General features: G+C 72.0%; 17 protein-coding genes. 8 read left to right on the top strand and 9 right to left on the bottom strand.

Annotated elements, in window-relative coordinates:
* Positions 1 to 122: 122 nt before the first annotated feature.
* Entirely contained in the window at positions 123 to 749 is a 627-nt protein-coding gene (locus tag IE251_RS15035) for a winged helix-turn-helix transcriptional regulator (protein WP_189753447.1), read from the bottom strand.
* 81 nt (positions 750 to 830) lie between these two features.
* Between IE251_RS15035 and IE251_RS15030 the strand changes: the two genes are divergently transcribed.
* The 6 genes from IE251_RS15030 (at position 831) to IE251_RS15005 (ending at position 7,357) form a co-directional block, all read left to right on the top strand.
* Complete coding sequence (locus IE251_RS15030; protein WP_189753446.1) at positions 831 to 2,039, top strand: pyridoxal phosphate-dependent aminotransferase; 1,209 nt, start codon at positions 831 to 833, stop codon at positions 2,037 to 2,039.
* A 195-nt stretch (positions 2,040 to 2,234) separates the two neighbouring features.
* Complete coding sequence (locus IE251_RS15025; protein WP_229896773.1) at positions 2,235 to 4,085, top strand: trypsin-like serine peptidase; 1,851 nt, start codon at positions 2,235 to 2,237, stop codon at positions 4,083 to 4,085.
* Positions 4,086 to 4,113: 28 nt separating this feature from the next.
* Positions 4,114 to 4,704 carry a DUF4232 domain-containing protein gene (locus tag IE251_RS15020; protein WP_189753445.1) on the top strand — a complete coding sequence of 197 codons (591 nt, stop codon included), beginning with the start codon at positions 4,114 to 4,116 and terminating at the stop codon, positions 4,702 to 4,704.
* A gap of 78 nt (positions 4,705 to 4,782) precedes the next feature.
* Positions 4,783 to 5,382 (top strand): histidine phosphatase family protein, encoded by a 600-nt coding sequence (locus IE251_RS15015; protein WP_189753444.1) that lies wholly within the window; start codon positions 4,783 to 4,785, stop codon positions 5,380 to 5,382.
* Positions 5,383 to 6,246: 864 nt separating this feature from the next.
* Positions 6,247 to 6,867, top strand: coding sequence for a hypothetical protein (locus IE251_RS15010; protein WP_189753443.1), 621 nt, complete (start codon positions 6,247 to 6,249; stop codon positions 6,865 to 6,867).
* 67 nt (positions 6,868 to 6,934) lie between these two features.
* Complete coding sequence (locus tag IE251_RS15005; protein ID WP_189753442.1) at positions 6,935 to 7,357, top strand: acyl-CoA thioesterase; 423 nt, start codon at positions 6,935 to 6,937, stop codon at positions 7,355 to 7,357.
* A 91-nt stretch (positions 7,358 to 7,448) separates the two neighbouring features.
* On the opposite strand, the gene IE251_RS15000 is transcribed toward IE251_RS15005, so the two are convergent.
* The 8 genes from IE251_RS15000 to IE251_RS14965 all read right to left on the bottom strand — a co-directional run bounded on the left by IE251_RS15000 (position 7,449) and on the right by IE251_RS14965 (position 14,667).
* Positions 7,449 to 8,864: a nucleobase:cation symporter-2 family protein gene (locus IE251_RS15000; protein ID WP_373302000.1), complete on the bottom strand. Its 1,416-nt coding sequence runs from the start codon at positions 8,862 to 8,864 to the stop codon at positions 7,449 to 7,451.
* A 250-nt stretch (positions 8,865 to 9,114) separates the two neighbouring features.
* Positions 9,115 to 10,500, bottom strand: coding sequence for an 8-oxoguanine deaminase (locus IE251_RS14995; protein WP_189753440.1), 1,386 nt, complete (start codon positions 10,498 to 10,500; stop codon positions 9,115 to 9,117).
* A 68-nt stretch (positions 10,501 to 10,568) separates the two neighbouring features.
* Positions 10,569 to 11,981 carry a nucleobase:cation symporter-2 family protein gene (locus IE251_RS14990; protein WP_189753439.1) on the bottom strand — a complete coding sequence of 471 codons (1,413 nt, stop codon included), beginning with the start codon at positions 11,979 to 11,981 and terminating at the stop codon, positions 10,569 to 10,571.
* A 64-nt stretch (positions 11,982 to 12,045) separates the two neighbouring features.
* Positions 12,046 to 12,969 (bottom strand): factor-independent urate hydroxylase, encoded by a 924-nt coding sequence (pucL, locus tag IE251_RS14985; RefSeq protein ID WP_189753438.1) that lies wholly within the window; start codon positions 12,967 to 12,969, stop codon positions 12,046 to 12,048.
* A gap of 4 nt (positions 12,970 to 12,973) precedes the next feature.
* Positions 12,974 to 13,375, bottom strand: coding sequence for a hydroxyisourate hydrolase (gene uraH, locus IE251_RS14980; RefSeq protein WP_189753437.1), 402 nt, complete (start codon positions 13,373 to 13,375; stop codon positions 12,974 to 12,976).
* 4 nt (positions 13,376 to 13,379) lie between these two features.
* Positions 13,380 to 13,892: a 2-oxo-4-hydroxy-4-carboxy-5-ureidoimidazoline decarboxylase gene (uraD, locus tag IE251_RS14975; RefSeq protein ID WP_189753436.1), complete on the bottom strand. Its 513-nt coding sequence runs from the start codon at positions 13,890 to 13,892 to the stop codon at positions 13,380 to 13,382.
* A gap of 152 nt (positions 13,893 to 14,044) precedes the next feature.
* Entirely contained in the window at positions 14,045 to 14,356 is a 312-nt protein-coding gene (locus IE251_RS14970; RefSeq protein ID WP_234469983.1) for a helix-turn-helix domain-containing protein, read from the bottom strand.
* 47 nt (positions 14,357 to 14,403) lie between these two features.
* Positions 14,404 to 14,667 carry a YkoF family thiamine-binding protein gene (locus IE251_RS14965; protein ID WP_037700656.1) on the bottom strand — a complete coding sequence of 88 codons (264 nt, stop codon included), beginning with the start codon at positions 14,665 to 14,667 and terminating at the stop codon, positions 14,404 to 14,406.
* Between the two features lie 149 nt (positions 14,668 to 14,816).
* Here IE251_RS14965 and IE251_RS14960 point away from each other — a divergent pair, with 149 nt between their 5' ends.
* Both IE251_RS14960 and IE251_RS14955 read left to right on the top strand, forming a co-directional pair.
* Positions 14,817 to 15,674 carry a TIM barrel protein gene (locus IE251_RS14960; protein ID WP_189753435.1) on the top strand — a complete coding sequence of 286 codons (858 nt, stop codon included), beginning with the start codon at positions 14,817 to 14,819 and terminating at the stop codon, positions 15,672 to 15,674.
* Positions 15,675 to 15,742: 68 nt separating this feature from the next.
* Positions 15,743 to 16,633, top strand: coding sequence for a 2-hydroxy-3-oxopropionate reductase (locus IE251_RS14955; protein ID WP_189753434.1), 891 nt, complete (start codon positions 15,743 to 15,745; stop codon positions 16,631 to 16,633).
* The last annotated feature ends 170 nt before the right edge of the window (positions 16,634 to 16,803 follow it).

Below are 16,803 nucleotides of genomic sequence, written 5' to 3'. Positions count from 1 at the left end.
GCGCCGGGCGGCAGCACCCTTGATCACTCCGGCCGCCACACCGGGCCGCGGCGCCCTTGATCACTCCGGCCGCCACCACCGGGCCGCGGCGCCCTTTGCCACTCCGGCCGCCGCTCCCCGCGTCACGCCTCGCGCAGTGCCTTGGCGAGTGTGCCCTCGCCGGTCACCGTCACCCGCCCGTCCCGGACCGCGTCCGGCAGGGCCAGTTCGCCGCGGGCGACGGCCTCGCAGGTCACCGCGTCCATCACCAGGCGGGCGTCGGCCGGACCGGGGGCGGGCCCGTCGCCGTAGACCGGTCCCTCCTCGGCGCCGACGTGGAGGTGGAACTCCCCTTCCTCCAGGCACACTTCGAGGACACCCTCGCCCTCCAACGCGCGCAGCAGCGGCAACGCGAACCAGTGCGCCCGCACGGCGTCGGTGGGCCTGCGCTCGCCCAGTTCCCGCGCGCCCCAGCTACCGAGCGCCTGGAGGACCGGCAACAACTCGCGGCCACGGGGAGTGAGTTCGTACACGTACGCGGCGCCCGGCGGGGGCAGCCGGCGCCGGGTGGTCAGACCGTCGCGTTCCATCTCCTTCAACCGTGAGGCGAGTACGTCCGTGCTCACGCCGGGCAGGTCCGCGTGCAGGTCCGTGTAGCGGCGGGGACCGGCGAGCAGCTCCCGGACGATCAGCAGGGTCCAGCGGTCGCCGACCAGATCGAGGGCGCGGGCCGCGGAACAGTACTGGTCGTAGCTTCGGCGAGGTGACATGCGACGCAGTGTAGACGCGTTGTTGGACTTTCCAAGCTCTCACTTGGTAAAACCAAGCAACACGAGTTTCCGGAGGGGCCCATGGAGTTCCGGCAGTCCAACAAGCTCAGCGAGGTGTGCTACGAGATCCGCGGCCCGGTGATCGAGCACGCCAACGCGCTGGAGGAGGCGGGGCACAGCGTGCTGCGCCTGAACACCGGCAACCCCGCGGCCTTCGGCTTCGAGGCGCCGGAGGAGATCCTCCAGGACATGATCCGGATGCTGCCGCGGGCGCACGGCTACACCGACTCCCGGGGCGTCCTCTCCGCCCGCCGCGCGGTCGCCCAGCGCTACCAGACCCTGGGCCTGGACGTCGACGTGGACGACGTCTTCCTGGGCAACGGCGTCTCGGAACTGGTCTCCATGGCCGTCCAGGCGCTGGTGGAGGACGGCGACGAGATCCTCGTCCCGGCGCCGGACTTCCCGCTGTGGACGGCCGCCACCACGCTGGCCGGCGGCAAGGCCGTGCACTACCTGTGCGACGAACAAGCCGACTGGAACCCCGACCTGGCCGACATGGCCGCGAAGATCACCGACCGCACCAAGGCCGTGGTCATCATCAACCCCAACAACCCGACGGGCGCGGTCTATCCGAAGGAGATCGTCGAGGGCATCCTCGATCTCGCCCGCCGGCACGGCCTGATGGTGTTCGCCGACGAGATCTACGACCAGATCCTGTACGACGACGCCGTGCACCACTCGGCCGCCGCGCTCGCCCCCGACCTGGTCGTCCTCACCTTCTGCGGGCTGTCCAAGACCTACCGGGTGGCGGGCTTCCGCTCCGGCTGGCTGGTCGTCACCGGTCCCAAGCAGCACGCCAAGGACTACCTGGAGGGCCTGACCATGCTGGCCTCCATGCGGCTGTGCGCCAACGCGCCCGCGCAGTACGCCATCCAGGCCGCGCTCGGCGGACGCCAGTCCATCCGCGAACTGACCCGGCCCGGCGGCCGGTTGCACGAGCAGCGGACCGTGGCCTGGGAGAAGCTCAACGAGATCCCCGGCGTGTCCTGCGTCAAGCCCAAGGGCGCGCTGTACGCCTTCCCGCGCATCGATCCCAAGGTGCACCCGATCCACGACGACGAGAAGTTCGTCCTGGACCTGCTGCTGCGGGAGAAGATCCAGGTGGTCCAGGGCACCGGCTTCAACTGGCCCGCGCCCGACCACTTCCGCATCCTGACCCTGCCGTACGCGGAGGACCTGGAGGCGGCCATCGGCCGGATCGGCAGGTTCCTCGCCGGGTACCGGCAGTAGAAAGCCGGTCGGAAAGCCGGACAGAACGCCGGTCGGGGCGGGAAGTTGGCCCGTTTCGCTCGCTTGTGCGAAGATCACCGCGCATGATCGGGGGACTTCCGCGACGAGCCCTCGGTGCGCGCCCGACCAGCGCGGCACCGCGGCACACCGCACCGCCGCGCCCCGGTCCGCTCCATCGACCAGGGGGAAGCAGCAGTGTTCTCGTACCGAAACCCGGACTCCTGCGGGCATCCGGACCCGCCCGGAAGACCCTCCGCGCGTGGCTGGCGCCGGGTGGTCGTCGCCCTGCTCTGCGCGGTGCCGGCCGTGGTCGCGGTACCGGCCGCGCACGCCGGGGCGCCCGCGCCGGCCGCCGGGCAGGAGGCGCGGCAGGCGGCGCGTTTCTGGACCGCCGAGCGCATGGCCGCCGCCCGGCCGCTCGACGCGCTGCGGCACGCCCCGACGACACCGTCGGCCGCGACGGCCGCGGCGGCCCGGCCGAAGGGCACCCTGTTCCAGGGCACCCGGCTGGTCGGCACGTTCTTCGGCTCCGACGGGCCGCGCGGCACCACCTGGCACTGCACCGGCAGCGTCATCGACACCAAGGCCCGGAACATCGTGCTCACCGCGGCCCACTGCGCGCGGAGCATGACGGGCGACTACATCTTCGTCCCGAAGTTCGTGAAGGGCGCGGCCCCGGACCGGCAGCCGTACGGCATCTTCCACATCAAGCGCATCTTCACGGACCCGCGGTACGTGCCCGACCGGGGCTCGTCCACCACCAAGAAGGCCGCCTCCGACCTGGACACCGCGTTCGCCCGGGTCTCGGCCAACCAGTGGGGCAAGTCCCTCCAGGACGCGGTGGGCGGCGGACTGACCTTCACCCGGCCCGCCGGCTACACCCACCGGGGCGTCACCGTCGTCGGCTACCCCTCCCACCGGCACAACAGCGCCGGACGCGCGGTCAAGTGCACGGTTCCCACCAGCCAGTTGCGCGGGTACCGGCAGCTGTCGATGACCTGCGGCGGCTACTACGGCGGGGTGTCCGGCAGCCCGTGGATCACCGACTACAAGGACGACGCCCGCACCGGCCACGTCATCGGCAACCTCGGCGGCTACAACGGCGGCGGCAACGACGCCAACGTGGACTACATCAGCTACGCCACCGCGTTCGGCGCCGACGCCGCGAACCTCCTCGCCCGCGCCGTCGCCGATCAGGCCCCGCCCGCCGACCTGCCTCCGTACCGGGGCCTGAGCGGCAGCCTGCCGGGCGGCGCCGGGCGCTGGCGCAAGGCCGCGTTCACGGCGTCGGGCGAGTACACCGGTGACCGGCACGGCGATCTGCTGGTGGTGTGGTCCGACGGCGGAGTCACCCTGTACCCGGGCGACGGCAAGGGCGGGTTCGGGGCCGAGAAGCGACTGCGGCCGGCCAACTCCACCTGGACCCACGCCCGTACGGTGGCCGGCGGCGCCTTCGCCGGTGCCCGGCGGGCGGGGCTGCTGGTGCGCTGGTCCGACGGCGAGGTCACCCTCTACCCGCAGCCCGGCCCCTCGGGCCTCGGCCGGGAGGTCCGGATGGCGGCGCCCGGCTCCACGTGGAAGAACGCCGCCCAGTTCACCGCCGGGGCGTTCCGGGACGACGGGGGCACCGGCCTGCTGGTCCGCTGGGCCGACGGCGGGCTCTCCCTGTATCCGCAGGTGGGCACCGGCGGCCTCGGCACCGGCACCCGGCTCCTGCCCGCGGACGGCACCTGGACCAAGGCGGCCCTGCTGACCGGCGGCGACTTCGGCGGTACGGCCGTCGGGGACCTGCTGGTGCGCTGGGCGGACGGCGCGCTCGACACCTACGCCGGCACCTCGGCCGCGGGACCCGGCACCAAGACCCGTCTGCGCGGCCCGAACAGCCTGTGGCAGCGGGCCCGGGTGCTGACCGCCGGCGCCTTCCGCCACGACGGCCCGGCCGACGACCTCGTCGTGTGCTGGTCCGACGGGGAGGTCACGCTGTACGCCGACACCGGTACCAAGGCCCTCGGCACCGAGTACACGCTGGTCCACCCCGGCACCTGACCGCACCACGGCACTTCCAGGGGGAACGATGCCCGCCACCACCCGACCGGCCGACGGCCTCGCCGCGCTCACGGCCGGCCTCACGCTCATGGCCGGCCTGACGCTGACGGCCTGCGACACGACCACGACCGCCACACCGGACGCCACCACGACCACAACACCGGACGCCACCGCGCAGCCCTGCCGGACCGCCGCGCTGACCTGGACGCTTTCGCTGCTCGACGGCGACAGCGCCGGCAACGGCGACGGGCGGGGAGACGACCGGTCCGGGGCGCGTCTCACCGCCGTCAACAAGGGCTCCGGGGCCTGCCTGTTCGCGGGGTACCCGGGCCTCGAGATCCACAACGGCAAGGCGGACGGCATCGAAGGCGCCGGTGCCGGACGGCCCTCGCCCGTCGCCCTGCCCGGCCACGCCGCCGTCACCGTGGACCTGCGCTACACCCGCCGCGGCACGCCGGGCGCCGGCACCTGGTGCGTGCGGCAGCACGAGGCCGCCGTCACGGCGCCGCACGACACGGTCGTCCCGGTCACGGACGCGCACGGGAAGGCGGCCGTGCTCGACGCGTGCGGGGAGACCATCGCCATGGCCCCGCCGCGCCGGGCGGGGGCCGGAACCTGACGGCGACGGGGCACCGGGGAACGCCGTCTGGCGCAGTCCGTCCTGCGGGCGGCGGCGGCCCTGTGACACCGTGCCGTCATGGGTGACCTCTTTCTCGTGCGGCACGGGGAGACCGAGTGGTCGCGGTCCGGGCGGCACACCGGCCGGACCGACGTACCGCTCACCGAGCGCGGGCGGGACGAGGCGCGCCGGCTGGTCCCGCTGATCCGCTCGCACCGGATCGGGGCGGCCTTCGTCAGCCCCCTCCAGCGGGCGCGGGAGACCGCCGAGCTGATCGGGGTCCCGGACGCGCGGGTCGACGCCGACCTGTGCGAGTGGGACTACGGCGGGTACGAGGGCGTGACCACGCCGGAGATCCAGCGGAGCCGGCCGGGCTGGTTCCTGTTCACCGACGGGGTCGCACCCGGCCCCCCGGACCGTCCGGGCGAGAGTCCCGAGCAGGTCGGGGAGCGCGCCGACCGGATGCTGGCCAAGGCCGACGCCGCGCTCGCCAACACCGAGGGGGTCGTCGTGCTGATCGCGCACGGCCACTTCCTCCGCGTCCTCACCGCCCGCCGCCTGGGCCTGTCGCCCCGGCACGGCGCCCTCTTCCAGCTCGCGACGGGAGCGCTGTGCCGCCTCGGCACGGAACACGGCCGGCCCGTGGTGGCGGGCTGGAACATCCGGCCCCCGGAGTAGCGGCGGGCGTAAGGGGACGGGGGCACGGTCCCGGCGCGTCTCGGGTCGTGAAGGGGTGCGTCGGACGGCGCGCGGATACCGGCCCGGTGACGGGCGGGGGCGGCCGGCCCGGTGCCCCCGGCGACGAAGGGCCGCGTGCCGGGCGACGATCCCGCGACCCCAGCCACGAAGGAGCAGGTCCCGGGCGACGATCCCACGACCCCCAGTCACGAAGGAGCAGGTCCCGGGCGACGATCCCGCGACCCCGGGCGACGAAGCGGCACGTCCCGGGCGACGGTCCGACGCCCCCGGCGACGAAGCGACAAGCCCCGGGCGCCGAAGAGGCATCCCGAATGACGCCCCCGCGCGCCACCGGCCACGCCAGCCGGGCCGGCGTACCGCGCACCGGCCGTTGAAAGAGCACGTCCCGGACGACGAGCCGACGACCCCCGGGCGACGAACGGACACGTCCCCGGAAACGATCCCGCGCCCCCAGCGACCAAGCGGCAAGCCCCGGGCCCCGAAGAAGCGTCCCGAATGACATCCCCGCGCGCCACCGGCCACGCCAGCCGGGACGGCGTACCGCGCACCGGCCGTTGAAAGAGCACGTCCCGGACGACGAGCCGACGACCCCCGGGCGACAAAGCGGCACGACCCCGGCGACGACCCCGCACCCCCAGCCACCAAGCGGCAAGCCCCGAGCGCCGAAGAAGCGTCCCGAATGACGCCCCCCGCGCACCACCGGCCACGCCAGCCGGGACCGCGTACGGCGCAGCGGTCGTTGTCAGACCCCGCCCGTACTCTTCGACTGGGGCCGTACGACGGGCCCGGGCGGCCGTCCGTGCGGCGGGCCGCCCAGTCAGCGGTGTCGGAAAGGAGCAGCCCGTGACCCGACCGCCGACCGCCGCGCAGCGGCGGGTGATCGAGGCCGCCGATCCGGTCACCGGCCGGCTGCGCGGTACGCCGGCCCAGCTCGCGGCGCTGGTGAAGCGGGGCCTGGCCTTCCGGCACCCCCGGCCGCCGCACGACCACTTCCTCACCCCGGCCGGCCATCGCGTCCGGGAGGCGATACCCGAGCCGCGGGCGGAGTCCGCGCCGGACGCGGGGGTGTTCACGGCCCGGGTCGGCGGCGAGGAGGAGCCGCCGGTGTCCGGACCGGCCCGGCTCCGGGAGGTGCACAGCGCCTGGCAGGGGCTGCTGGAGCTGCGCAGGATGACGAATCCGGACGGCGCCGTGGACCGGCCGTGCGGCTGGGAGCGGACGCATCTGGTGCGGGCCGCCGCGCTGGCGCTGGAGGCGGCCGGGCACTGCCCGGCGGGCGGGGACACGGACGGGTACCGGGTCCGGGCGACCCCGCAGCCGGAGGCGGTCGCGGTGTACGCGCCGGACGCCGCGGCGCTGGCGGCCTGCGCGGCGACGCTCCAGGAGGCCGGCTGGCAGGCGGGCGAGTACACCGAGCCCAGGACGAGAGCCCGCTTTCTGCTGGCCTCGCCGCGCCGGGTGTGACCGGCGTGTCAAGATCGGTCGATCACAGAACCGAACGACCGCAGCACGTACACGAGAAGGGCACGCAGTGGCCGAACCGTTTTCCGTCCGGGTGACCGTCCGCGGCTACGAGACCGACACCCAGGGACATCTCAACCAGTCCGTGTACCTCAACTACGCCGAGCACGCCCGCTGGTCGTTGCTCCAGGCCGCCGGGATCAGCCAGGCCCGACTGGTGGGCCAGGGCGTGGGCCCGGTGGCCCTGGAGACGACCATCGGTTTCCGGCGGGAGCTGCTCGCCGGCGACGAGGTCGACGTGACGTGCGCCTTCGAGTGGGGCGACGGCAAGACGTTCCGGATCCGGCAGGAGATACGCAAGACCGACGGCACGCTCGCGGCCGAGATCACCGCCGTGGGCGGCATCATGAACCTCACCGAGCGCAAGCTGGTCGCCGACCCGCGCGCGGTGCTCAAGGAACTGGCGACGGATCCCGGCGCGTTCGGCCTGTAGGCCCCGGCACGGAAGGGGGCCGGGGATGACGGTGTCCCCGTCTCCCCCGGCCGGGTCGGCGCCGGTGCCGGTGGCGGCCCGGCGCCCGGTGTCAGCGGACGGCGGCGATCTCCTCCCCCGCCTCCATGGGATGGGTGACGTCCTGGGCCTCACGGCCCTTGCCGAGGTGGTTGAAGAGGAGGTTGAGCACCACGGCCGTGACACAGCCGGTGGAGATGCCCGAGTCCAGGACGATCTTCGCGGTCTCCGGGAAGGAGTGGTAGAACTCCGGCGCGGTGATCGGGATGATGCCGACCGCCAGGGACACGGCCACGATCAGCACATTGTTGTCCTTGTCCAGGCCGGCCCGGACCAGGGTCTGGATGCCGCTCGCGGCGACCGAGCCGAACAGCACGATGCCGGCGCCGCCGAGGACCGGCCGGGGCACGACCGCGATGAGCGAGGCGGCCATGGGACACAGACCCATCAGGACCAGGAAGCCGCCGCCGGTCGCGACGACGTACCTGCTGCGGATCCGGGTCATCGCGACCAGCCCGATGTTCTGGGCGAAGGCGCTGCACATGAAGCCGTTGAACAGCGGGCTGAGCGCGGAGCCGAGGGTGTCGGCGCGCAGGCCGGCCGCGATGGTCTTCTCGTCGGCGGGCCGTTCCACGATCTCGCCGAGGGCCAGCATGTCGGCGGTCGACTCGGTCATCGAGACCACCATGACCACGCACAGGGAGAGGATCGCGGCGAGCTGGAACTGGGGGGCGCCGAAGTGGAACGGGGTGGGGAAGCCGACCACGTCGGCGTCGGCGACCGGCCCGAAGTCCGTGACGCCGAACGGGATCGCGACGAGCGTGCCGACGACCAGGCCGATCAGCACGGCGATCTGCTTGACGAAGCCCCGGGTGAAGCGGCGCAGCAGCAGGACGATCAGCAGGGTGAGGCCGGCCAGGGTGAGGTAGGTGGTCGAACCGTAGTCCTCGGCCTGGGGATTGGGGCCCTGGGCCCAGCCGAAGGCGACGGGGAGCAGGGAGACGCCGATCAGGGTGATGACGGAGCCGGTGACGACCGGCGGGAAAAAGCGGATCGCCTTGCTGAAGAAGGGGGCGGCGACGAAGCCGAGGAGGCCGGCGACGATGACCGCGCCGAAGATGATCGGCAGGGCGTCGGACTTGTCCTCGGTGGCGGCGACGACCGCGGTCATGGGGGCGACACCGGCGAAGGTGACGCCGTTGACGAAGGGCAGCCGGGCGCCGATCTTCCAGAAGCCGAGCGTCTGGAGGAAGGTGGCGAGGCCGGCGGTGAACAGACAGGCGCCGGTGAGAAAGGTCAGCTCGGTCGCGCTGAGGCCGATGGCCGCGCCGACGATGAGCGGTGGTGCGACGACACCGGCGTACATGGCGGCCACGTGCTGCAGTCCGCTGGTCGCCATTTTCAGGGCGGGGAGTTTCTCGTCTACGGGATGGGCGGCCACGGCGGCTCCTCCGGGCGGGTGACACGTCATCGTCGACGTGGGTTTCATGGAGGTGGTGCGGGGTCGTGCGGGACCCTCGCAGGGGGTGGCGAAATGAGCGGTGACGAGTCTGTGGGGGTGTGAAGCGGCGTGGGGGTGTGGGGGTGTGTCGAGCGTGACGGGAGTGGTGGGGTGGACCGTCCCCGGGGGCGTGCGTCCACACGCGCCCCGGAGACGGCATCACCGTGGATCCCGCTCGGATCCACGGGTCCCGGCCGGGAGCCGTCCCTCCCGGCCGGAGTCTTGGGGTGGGCGCCGCTCAGTCCTGAGCGGCGATCCGGGCCAGGCGCCGGGCCTCCTCGCGGGTGCTGACGGCGATGTCGTCCTCGTCGGCGGTCAGCAGGCGGCCGTCCGCCACGATCTGCCGGCCGTTGACGAACGACGCGGTGACCGGGGCGGGCGCGCCGAAGACCAGCGCGGTCACCGGGTCGGTGATGGAGGCGTGGGCGAGGGTGTCCATCTTCCACAGCACCACGTCGGCCAGCTTGCCGGGCTCCAGCGAGCCGGTCTGCGCGGCCCGGCCGAGGACCTGGGCGCCGCCGTAGGTGCCGAGGCGCAGCGCCTGACGGGCGTTCAGCGCGTGCTCGCGGTGGGCGCCGAGCCGGTTGATCAGCAGGGCGTTGCGCAGCTCGGTGTGGAGTTCGCCGGACTCGTTGGAGGCGGTGCCGTCGACGCCCAGGCCGACCGGGACGCCGGCCTTCAGCATGTCGGGGACGCGGGCGATGCCGGCGGCGAGGCGGGCGTTGGACGAGGGGCAGTGGGCGACACCGGTCCTCGTGCGGGCGAAGGCCTGGATGTCGGAGTCGTTCATGTGGACGCAGTGCGCCATCCACACGTCCTCACCGAGCCAGCCGGTGGACTCGAAGTAGTCGGTGGGGCCCATGCCGAACAGCTCGTGGCAGAACTTCTCCTCCTCCACCGTCTCCGAGCCGTGGGTGTGCAGCCGCACCCCCAGCCGGCGCGCCGACTCCGCCGCCTGGCGCAGCAGTTCGGTGGAGACCGAGAACGGGGAGCAGGGGGCGACCGCCACCTGGGTCATGGCGTCGAAGGAGGCGTCGTGGTAGCGCTCGACGGTCTCCTCGGTAGCCCGGAGCGCGTCGTCGAGCGTCTCCACGGCGAAGTCCGGGGGCAGCCCGCCGTCCCGCTCGCCGCGGTCCATCGAGCCGCGGGCCAGCGTGAAGCGCACCCCCATCTCGGCGGCGGCCCGGATGATCGAGCCGGACAGGTCGCCGGAGCCGCGCGGGTGGACGTAGTGGTGGTCCATGGCGGTGGTGACACCGCCCCGGGCCATCATGGCGAGGGATCCCCGCGCCGCCGCGTACGTCATCCGCTCGTCGATCCGCGCCCAGACCGGGTAGAGCGCGACCAGCCAGTCGAACAGGTTGTGGTCGGTGGCCAGGCCCCTGGTGATCCACTGGTAGAAGTGGTGGTGGGTGTTGACCAGGCCGGGGGTGGCCAGGTGGCCGCGCCCGTCGATCCGGCGCACCACGTTCTCCAGTGCCTTGGGAGCGTCGCCCGCGCCGACCGCCTCGATCCGGTTGCCGGCGAGGACGAGGTGTCCGCAGGCGTACTCGGTGTCACCCGCGTCCACGGTCGCGATCGCGCAGTTCTCGATGACGACGCGCTGGGCTGCCGATGGTGCCATCTGCTTCCTTGTCGTTCGGTGGCGGCCCGTGGACCAGAAGGGGTTCACGGGGTGGGCACGGCAGGACCCTAGGAGGATTCGAGTGCCGGGGCCGCCTGTCGGCGCCGGGTGCCGAGATGGTGGAAGAACAGGTTCAGCAGGACGGCGACGAGCGCGCCGGCGCTGATGCCGGAGCCGAGCACGGTCTGCGCCCACGCCGGGAAGTCGGCGTAGAAGGTCGGCGCGGCCAGCGGGATGATGCCGGCGCCGAGTGCCACCGCGACCAGGATGATGTTGGAGCTGTCGTCCAGGCCCGCCTCGGAGAGCGTCCGGATGCCGCTGACGGCGATGGAGCCGAAGAGGACGATGCCCGCGCCGCCGAGCACCGGCATGGGGACCAGGGAGACGACCGCGCCGAGGACCGGGAAGGCGCCGAGGACGATCAGGCTGCCGCCGGCGACGGCGACGACGTACCGGCTGCGCACCCGGGTGAGCGAGACGACACCGACGTTCTGGGCGAAGGCGGAGGTGGGAAAGCCGCCGAAGACGGGCCCGATCAGGGTGGCGAGGCCGTCGGTGCGCAGGCCGCGGGTGATGGTCTTCGCGTCGGCGCGGCGGTCGCAGATCTCGCCGAGGGCGAGCATGCCGGCGCTGGACTCGGTCATCAGCACCAGCATCACGATGCACAGCGAGAGGATCGCGGCGGGCTGGTACTCCGGGGCGCCGAAGGCGAACGGGGTGGGCAGCGCGGCCACGGGCGCGGACTTGATGCCGCTGAAGTCGGCCATGCCGAAGGGGATCGCGGCCAGGGTGCCGATGAGCAGTCCGAACAGCAGGGCGACCTGTTTGACGAAGCCCGTGCCGAAGCGCTGGATCAGCAGGATGACGGCGAGGGTGAATCCGGCGAGCGCCAGATGGCGCATGTCGCCGAAGTCGGCGGCGGTCTTGTCGCCGCCTTGGGCCCAGCTCACCGGGACGGGCATCAGCGTGACGCCGATCAGGGTGATGACCACGCCGGTGACCAGGGGCGGGAAGAAGCGCAGCAGCCGGCCGAAGAACGGTCCGAGTGCCAGGCAGAAGGCGCCGGCCACCATCACCGCGCCGTAGATCGCGGGGAGTTGGTGTCCGTTGCCGTTGGTCTCGGCGATCGCGAGGATGGGGGCGATGCCGGCCGAGGAGGCGGCGTTGACGAAGGGCAGCCGGTTGCCGACGAAGCCCTTGACGCCGATGGTCTGGAGGATGGTCGCGATGCCCGCGATGAGCAGGCTCGCGGCGATGAGCCGGGTACGGGCCCCGATGTCGAGCCCGCAGGCCTGACCGATGATGAGCGGAGGAGTGACAACGCCTGCGTACATCGCGGCGATGTGCTGGAGCGCGGCGGGGACGAGCCGCGTGGGGTGGAGCTTCTCGTCCACCGGGTGCACGGACGTGACGGCGTCCATCATGTGCACCGGCGGGGTGGAACACGGGGCTTTCGCCGGCCCCTTTGCAGGCTGTGCCATTTTGTTCCCTCCGGTGTAGCGCGCCCCCGGCCCGTCAGGCCGGGCCGGGGGCGGGCGTCCCGCGTCAGAGGTTGGTCATGTCGACCGGGATACGGGCCTCACAGCCGTCCCGCAGGATGGTGGCCTCGATGAGGCCGTAGGGGCGGTCGGCGGCGAAGTAGACCTCGTTGTCGTTCTTGAGTCCGAACGGCTCCAGGTCCACGAGGAAGTGGTGCTTGTTGGGCAGCGAGAAGCGGACCTCGTCGATCTCGCTGCGGTTGTTGATGATGCGCGAGCCCATCTGGTACATGGTCTGCTGGAGCGAGAGCGAGTAGGTCTCGGCGAAGGCGTGGAGCATGTGCTTCTTGACCTGCTCGTAGGACTTCTCCCAGTTGGGCATCTTCTGCGCGTCGTCGGTCCAGTTGAACCGCCAGCGGCCGGCGACCTGGGTGGCGAGGATACGGTCGTACGCCTCCTGGAGGGTGGTGTACTTGTCCTTGACGTAGCCCCAGAACTCGGAGTTGGTCGAGTTCATCACGACCAGGTCCTTCAGACCGGAGATGACCTCCCACTTCTCACCGTCGTAGGTGATCTGGGTGAGGCGGACCTCCTGGCCCTTGCGGACGAAGGAGTGCTTGACGTCGTCCGCGCCGATGAACTTGCTGTTGGCGTCCGAGGTCTCGATCCGCTCCCAGGCGTACTCCTCGATGCGGATGCGCGCCCGGTGGATCGGCTCCTGGCTGGTGACGAAGTGCCGGGCGAGGTGGATGCCGAACTGCTCGGCCGACTCGATGCCGTATTCCTTGGCGAACGCGTACACCGTGTTCTTGGTGGTGTCGGTCGGCAGGACGTTGGCGTTGGAGCCGGAGTAGTGGACCTCTTCCATGTCGCCGCTCAGCGCGATGGATACGTTGAGGTCCTTGATGTGATGGGTGGCGCCGTCCCGCGTGATCTTGACGACTCGGTTCTCGGCCTTGCCGTACTGGTTCTGTCCCAGGATGGTCGGCATGTAGCTAGCTCCCTCGGTAAACGGAGTAGCCGAACGGGTTGAGCAGCAGCGGTACGTGGTAGTGCTCCCCGGGGACCACGGCGAAGGTGATCGCCACCTCGGGGAAGAACGCGGCACCGCTGTCCCGATTCGCGGGGGCGTCCTGCTGCGCATCGGCTTGCTTCTTCGCAGAATTTTCGAAGTACGGCTCGACGGCGAAGTCCAGCCGCACGTGGGTGGTCCCTTCCGGCAGGGCCGGCAGGTCCTTGCACCGGCCGTCGGCGTCGGTCGCCGAGCCGCCGAGCGCCTGCCAGTCCGCCTCGCGCCCGGAGCGGGCGGAGAGGTGGACGGCGACGCCCTCGGCGGGGCGGCCGATCGATGTGTCCAGGATGTGCGTGGACACGGAGGCGGTGGTGCTGGTGCTCATGGTGTCAGGCGTCCTCTTCGACGAGTCGGGCCAGTCGGATGCGGTTGATCTTGCCCAGCTCGGTGCGGACGATCTCCCGCTCCTGCTCGGGCGAGTTGCCGATCCGCTCCTTGACCGCGTCGCGCATCTGCTCGCCGGTCCGGCCGGTGGCGCAGATGAGGAAGACATGCCCGAACTTCTCCTGGTAGGCCAGGTTGAGTTCGAGCATCTCCGCCTTGAGCTCCTCGGAGGCACCGGCCATGCCGCGCTGTTCGCGGGCGGAGGTCGGGTCGCCGGGCTTGGGCCGCCCGATCGGCGGGTGTCCGGCCATCGCCTCCGCCAGGTCCGCGGGGGTCAGCTCGGCCATGGCGGCGTCGCTCGCGGTGTAGAGGTCCTCCGGGGTGGCGTACGGGCGGGCGGCGAGCAGTCGCCGGGCCCACTCGGTGGAGGCGCACGCCTCGAGGAGGGCCGCGAGGGCCTCGCGCTCCTCCAGGTCGTTGAACCGGGACAGGCCCGGGGGCGTGGAAGTGGTAGTCACGGGAGCCTCCGTGGCCGCTTCGGGCCGTTGTGCTGAACGGGCTGCGGATAGCTAACGCCCTCGGAAACACCACGTCAACACTTTGTTGAAAATTCCGCGTAACAAGCCGGGTTGGGGACCGAACGGCCCTTGCGCCCGCACTCCCGCCCCGGTCAGAGCCCCTTCTCGCGGTTGAGGTAGTTGTAGACCGTGAAGCGGCTGACGCCCAGCGCGCTCGCCACGGTCTCCACCCCGTGCCGCACGGCGAACGCGCCGCGCGCCTCCAGGATCCGGACGACCTCCTGCTTGGCCTTGCGGTCCAGATCGGCCAGCGGCCGGCCCTCCTTGCGCTCCATGGCGGCCAGGATGTGGTCGAGGGAGTCGGCGAGCTGGGGCAGGCGTACGGCGACGACGTCGGCGCCCTCCCAGGCGAGGACGACATCCTCGGGGCCGGCCTCGTCGGGCGGGAGCATCGTCCCGCCCATGGCGTCGACCAGCGGCTTCACCGCCGCGATGAAGGGCTCGTCCCCGGTCACCTATCACCCTCCCGAGCCTCGTCGCCGATCACGTTGACCTGGAGCGAGACCCGGGTGGCACCGGCCTGGAGGGCCTTGCGCAGCAGGGCGTCCACCGCGCCGAGCACGCGGTCGGCGCCGCCCTCGGCGGTGTTGCCGAAGGGCCCGACGTCCACGGCGTCCAGCTCGGCGGTCTCGATGACCTCGCGCGCCACCAGGGCGTGCGCGGGCGCTTCGTCCAGGTCGAAGGGCTCGGTCGTGAACTCCACTCTCAATCGCACGCGCCCAACCTAACGCGCGAGGCGGCCGCGGAGGGCGGCTCTTGCGGAGGCCCCTTGACAAGCGGCGACACACGACGGCAATCTTCCATTACGCAGAAACGAACTTCCGTAATACGGAAACTCGACCAACGGAAGGGAGCGCGGCCCGAATGCCAGGTTTCGAGTGGAGCACCGCCGCAGACCAGCGCTTCAACGTCAACCTGTCGATCCTCTTCACGGAACTCCCGCTCCTGGAGCGCCCCGCGGCCGCCGCCGCGGCGGGCTTCACCGCGGTCGAGCTGTGGTGGCCCTGGATCGACTCCCCCACTCCGGCCCGGTCCGAGCTGGACGCCCTGAAGAAGGCGATCGAGGACGCGGGGGTCCGTCTCACGGGCCTGAACTTCTACGCCGGTCAGCTGCCGGGCCCCGACCGCGGCGCCCTGTCGCTGCCGGGCGAGGAGTCGGAGAAGTTCCGCGCCAACATCGACGTGGCCGCCGACTTCGCGGCCTCCCTCGGCTGCACGGCGCTCAACGCGCTGTACGGCAACCGCGTCGAGGGCGTGGACCCGGCCGAGCAGGACGCGCTCGCCCTGGAGAACCTCGCCCTCGCGGCCCGGGCGGCCGACCGGATCGGCGCCGTCCTGCTGATCGAGGCGCTGAACAAGCCCGAGTCGCCGCTGTACCCGCTGGTGTCGGCGCCGGCCGCGGTGGAGGTCGTCGACAAGGTGAACGCGACGACGGGTCTCGGGAACGCCAAGTTCCTGATGGACCTGTACCACCTGTCCATGAACGGCGAGGACCTGCCCGCGGTCATCGACGCCTACGCGGCGAAGACCGGGCACGTGCAGATCGCCGACAACCCCGGCCGCGGCGCCCCCGGCACCGGCTCGCTCCCCCTCGAGGAGCTGCTCGGCCGGCTGAGGAAGGCCGGTTACGACGGCTGGGTCGGCCTGGAGTACAAGCCGGGCGACCGTCCGAGCGCCGAGGCGTTCGACTGGCTCCCGCGCGAGGCCCGCGCGGCCCGCTGAGCCGTCCGGCTCCTGCACACCAGCCGCCCTTCACAGACGTACGCGCAGCAAGAGAGGCACCCTCAACCATGAGCAACCTTCCCAAGATCGCCTGGATCGGCCTCGGCATCATGGGCTCCCCCATGTCCGAGAACCTGATCAAGGCGGGCTACCAGGTCACCGGCTACACCCTGGAGAAGGAGAAGCTGGACCGCCTGGCCGCCGCCGGTGGCACCGCGGCCGGCTCCATCGCCGAGGCCGTGCGCGACGCCGACGTGGTCATCACGATGGTGCCCGCCTCCCCGCAGGTCGAGGCCATCGCCTACGGCCCCGAAGGCATCCTGGAGAACGCCAGGTCCGGCGCCCTGCTGATCGACATGTCCTCGATCACCCCGCAGACCTCCGTGGACCTGGCCAAGGCCGCCAAGGACAAGGGCATCCGGGTGCTGGACGCCCCCGTGTCCGGCGGCGAGGCCGGCGCCATCGAGGCGGTGCTGTCCATCATGGTCGGCGGCGAGCGGGCCGACTTCGACGAGGCCAAGCCGATCTTCGAGGCGCTCGGCAAGACCATCGTGCTGTGCGGTCCGCACGGCTCGGGCCAGACGGTGAAGGCCGCCAACCAGCTGATCGTCGCCGTGAACATCCAGGCGTGCGCCGAGGCCGTGGTCTTCCTGGAGAAGTCGGGCGTGGACCTCGCGGCCGCCCTGGACGTCCTCAACGGCGGCCTGGCCGGCTCCACCGTGCTGACGCGGAAGAAGGACAACTTCCTCAACCGCGACTTCAAGCCCGGCTTCCGCATCGACCTGCACCACAAGGACATGGGGATCGTCACCGACGCCGCCCGCAACGTCGGCGCGGCCCTCCCGGTCGGCGCCGTGGTCGCCCAGCTGGTCGCCAGCCTGCGCGCCCAGGGCGACGGCGGCCTGGACCACTCGGCCCTGCTGCGGGCCGTCGAGCGCCTCTCCGGCGCCCAGGTCTGACGACCCCTCGCACTTCCGGACCGCGGCGCCGCTGACACCTGTCCTGTCGCGCCCAGGCGGCGCCGCGGTCCGGAATCGGCTTCAACAAAGTGTTGACGCTCAGATCGCCCCACTTCTAGGCTCCACAAAGCGGAAACAGTTTTCCGCTGACACCCGCACGGAAGGTCCAC

Origin of the sequence: Streptomyces eurythermus (assembly GCF_014649115.1) — a bacterium.
Taxonomy (GTDB): domain Bacteria; phylum Actinomycetota; class Actinomycetes; order Streptomycetales; family Streptomycetaceae; genus Streptomyces; species Streptomyces eurythermus.
The sequence above is the reverse complement of the archived record's forward strand: the minus strand, read 5'-3'. Positions and strand labels throughout refer to the sequence as shown.